Annotated in this window: 3 protein-coding genes and 1 pseudogene; all 4 read right to left on the minus strand. The window is 69.4% G+C overall.

The window, feature by feature from the left end:
- Positions 1 to 1,193: dihydroxyacetone kinase family protein (locus ASG00_RS02895; protein ID WP_235559100.1), on the minus strand; the 1,193-nt coding region annotated here is incomplete at its 3' end.
- The coding region (locus ASG00_RS16635) for an MFS transporter (RefSeq protein ID WP_327037468.1) at positions 1,190 to 1,802 on the minus strand (613 nt) is incomplete at its 5' end. The genes ASG00_RS02895 and ASG00_RS16635, both read right to left, overlap by 4 nt.
- Before the next feature lie 4 nt (positions 1,803 to 1,806).
- Positions 1,807 to 2,398, minus strand: a pseudogene (locus tag ASG00_RS16640) (MFS transporter); the annotation flags it as partial.
- 220 nt (positions 2,399 to 2,618) lie between these two features.
- Positions 2,619 to 3,356 carry a FadR/GntR family transcriptional regulator gene (locus ASG00_RS02905; protein ID WP_045245836.1) on the minus strand — a complete coding sequence of 246 codons (738 nt, stop codon included), beginning with the start codon at positions 3,354 to 3,356 and terminating at the stop codon, positions 2,619 to 2,621.
- Positions 3,357 to 3,527 lie beyond the last annotated feature (171 nt).

The following is a 3,527-nucleotide window of genomic DNA, read 5'->3' on the forward strand; positions in this document are numbered from 1 at the left end:
CCGATGCCGTGGTCGCCGTCTCCGGCGATCGCGTCGATGCGGCCGAGCTCGTCGACGTTCTGGTCGATCGTGGCGACGATCGTCTCGAGCACCGCGACGACGGTCTCGGCGAGAGCCACAGACTCGGCGTCGCCGGGGGTCAGCACGACCTCCGCGACAGGCGCCTCGTCCGGGGCATCCGACAGCTCGACCGCGCCGACCGAGCCGCGTCGGTAGGCGGGCGTGTCGACCGGCGTCTCCCACAGGTCGGCGAGCTCGTCGTCGAGCCAGTACAGGGTGAGCGAGAGCCCCGCCATGTCGAAGCTCGTGCAGTACTCGCCCACGTGGGCGTCGATGACGGTGAGTCCGGCTGCCTCGAGCAGTGCCGAGATGCGCCCGTAGACGACGAACATCTCCTCGTACTTCACCGAGCCGAGGCCGTTGAGAATGGGGATGACGCGCCCGTCGGCGCCGTCCGGCACCTCGGCGAGCAGGCGCTCGACGAGAAGGGCGGCGAGCTCGTCGGCCGAGGGGATGTCGACCACGTCGATGCCGGGCTCGCCGTGGATGCCGAGGCCGACCGCCATCTTCCCCTCGGGGACGGTGAACAGCGGCTCGGGGGCACCCGGCAGCGTGCAGCCGGTGAAGGCGACGCCGAACGAACGGGTGCGGTCGTTCGCGAGCCGCGCCACGCGGGCGACCTCGGCGAGCGGGTAGCCCGCCGCCGAGGCCGCACCGGCGGCACGGAACACGGTGAGGTCTCCGGCGATGCCGCGGCGCTTGTGGCGCTCGGCGAGCGGGGCGCTCGCGACATCGTCGGTGACGGTGACGGTCTCGCAGGCGATGCCTTCGGCGCGCAGCCGCTCCTGGGCGGCGTCGAAGTTGAGCACATCGCCGGCGTAGTTGCCGTAGGAGAGGAACACCCCGCCGCCGTTGTCGGCGGCTCGGGCGACCGAGAGCACCTGCTGCGTCGAAGGTGACGCGAACAGGTTGCCCATGGCCGCACCGTGCGCGAGTCCGGGTCCGACGAGACCTCCGAAGGCGGGGTAGTGGCCCGAGCCGCCGCCCACGACGAGAGCGACCTGGCCCTCGGGGGAGACGGCGCGGCGCACGACGCCACCGGAGATCTTCCGCACGTAGCGGGGATGGGCGGCGACGAAGCCGTCGACCATCTCGTCGGCGAACTCGGCAGGGGTGTTCCAGAGGCGGGTCATCGCGCGTTCTCCTCCACGGCGTCGGTCTGCGGCGCGACGGCTGCCGTGGCGCGCAGCTTCGCGTCACGACGCGCGAGCGAGACGACGAGCACGGCCGAGAGCAGCATGAAGACGCCGACGAGGATCATCGGGACCTGGTAGCCGCCCGTCCAGTCGTGCACCGCACCGGTGATGTACGGCGCGCTGAAGCCCGCGATGTTGCCGATCGTGTTGATGAGCGCGACACCGGCGGCGGCTGCGGCCCCCGTGAGGAAGCGCGTCGGCAGCGTCCAGAAGTTCGGCAGCGCGGCGAAGATCGACATGGCCGTGAGGCCGATGACGGCGATCGTCGCAGCGGGCGAGCCGGCGTAGAGCGCGAGCGGGATGGTGACGGCGCCGACGACCGCGGGGATCGCGATGTGCCACGTCTTCACGCCGCGCTTCGAGGCGTCGCGCGACCAGAAGTACATCGCGATGGCGGCCGGCACGTACGGGATCGCCGTGATGAGTCCGGTCTGGAAGACGTCGAACTTCGTGCCCGCGGCATCCTGGAAACCCTTGATGATCGTCGGCAGGAAGAACGCCAGCGCGTACAGGCCGTAGATGAAGCCGAAGTAGACGAGCGAGAGCNNNCGGCCTTCTCCGCGTCGAGGGCCGTCGTCAGCCACGACTGCTCGTCGCGGGTCAGCCACTTCGCTTCGGTGGGCTTGTCCTTCAGGTAGAACCAGGCGATGACACCGACGACGATCGCGGGGATCGCGACGCCCAAGTACATGAAGCGCCAGCCCTCGAGGCCGAAGAAGACCCCGTGCTGCTGGATGAGCGCACCGGCGAGCGGCGCACCGATGACGGTGGTCAGCGGCTGGGCGAGGTAGAAGAGCATCAGGATGCGGCTGCGGTAGGCGGCCGGAACCCACATGCTCAGGAAGAGGATCGCTCCGGGGAAGAAGCCCGCCTCGGCGACACCGAGGAGGAAGCGCAGCGCGACGAGCTGCTCGAAGTTCTGCACCCACGTGAACAGGAGCGCCACGATGCCCCAGCTGACCATGATGCGGGCGAGCCAGCGGCGCGCTCCGAAGCGGTGCAGGGCGAGGTTCGAGGGCACCTCGAGGATGATGTATCCGATGAAGAAGACGCCCGAGGCGAAACCGAACTGAGCGGCGCTGAGCGCCAGGTCGGTGTTCATGCCGTTGGGGGCGGCGAACCCGATCGCGGTGCGATCGAGGNACCGGGCGATCGGGTTCGCCTCGGTGGTGGGTCGTGTGTCCACATTGACTCCTGGCAAATCAGCGTTGATCTGTGACTGCTGTCACGGTTGGACAGTTTGGCAAACCGGTTGACCAATTGCAAGACGGAATTTCCGGATGCCTCGGATCACTCCGCGACGACGGCATGCCGACGCGACCCCTCCGGCCGGCGAGGAGAGGCATCGCGGGCATCTCGCCGCTATCGGGTGATCTCGGCCTTGAGGCGATGCGTGGCGGTCGCCATGTGGTCGGCCATCGCCGCCGCAGCCCCGTTCTCATCGCCACGGGCGACCGCGGCGAGAACGGCCGCGTGCTCCTCGATGGCGGTCGCGACGCTGTCGTCGTCGTGCACGGCACGATTCGCATACACGTGCAGCAGCGAGCGCACGACGTGCAGCAGGTCGATGAGGGTCGCGTTGTCGGCCGATTCGGCCAGCGCCTGGTGGAACTTTCGATCGGCCACCGCGAATGCGGCGTAGTCGTCGCGGGCCGCGCGCATCTCGTCGAGATGCCCCTGAACCCGCGAGATTGCGGCGTTCTCCGCCCGGGATGCCGCCAGTCGGGCGACGTACGTCTCGAGCCCGGAACGCAGCTCGAGCAGCTCGACGGTGTTGTGCTCGCTGATCAGCAGGCCCCAGCGGAGGGTCTGCGGCAGCAGCTCGCTCGCCGCGCCGCGGAGGTACGTTCCCGACCCCGGACGCACGTCGACGATGCCGAGGATCTCGAGCGCCGCGAGCGCCTCACGCACCGCGGACCGCCCGACCCCGAGGGTCGCGGCGAGCTGACGCTCGGGAGGGAGTCGGGTGCCGGGGGCGACCTGCCCGCCCGTGAACAGATCGAGGAGGCGCCGGGCGACCTCGGTCACGGGGGTTCCCGTCGGCAGCGCGACCAGCGAGGCGGCGATGTCCTCGGCACGATCGGACGGGTAGGCGGGCATGCAGACACGATACCGGGGAGAGGCGGACTTGAAATTGGTCAACCGGTTTGTCAATAATGTTCGCGGTGTCCGCCCGGGACATCCGACGACAGTGCCGTCACGATGCGGAGGACGAAGTGGCCATTCTTGCCTGGGATGAGTTGGATCAGCGTGCGGTGGATGCGGCGCGGG

The organism is Microbacterium sp. Leaf351, from assembly GCF_001423825.1.
In the GTDB taxonomy this organism is placed as follows: Bacteria; Actinomycetota; Actinomycetes; order Actinomycetales; family Microbacteriaceae; genus Microbacterium; species Microbacterium ginsengisoli.

Coding starts and splice junctions, on each gene's coding strand:
- ASG00_RS02905 (WP_045245836.1), bottom strand. CDS start 3,356: ATGCCCGCCTACCCGTCCGATCGTGCCGAGGACATCGCCGCCTCGCTG.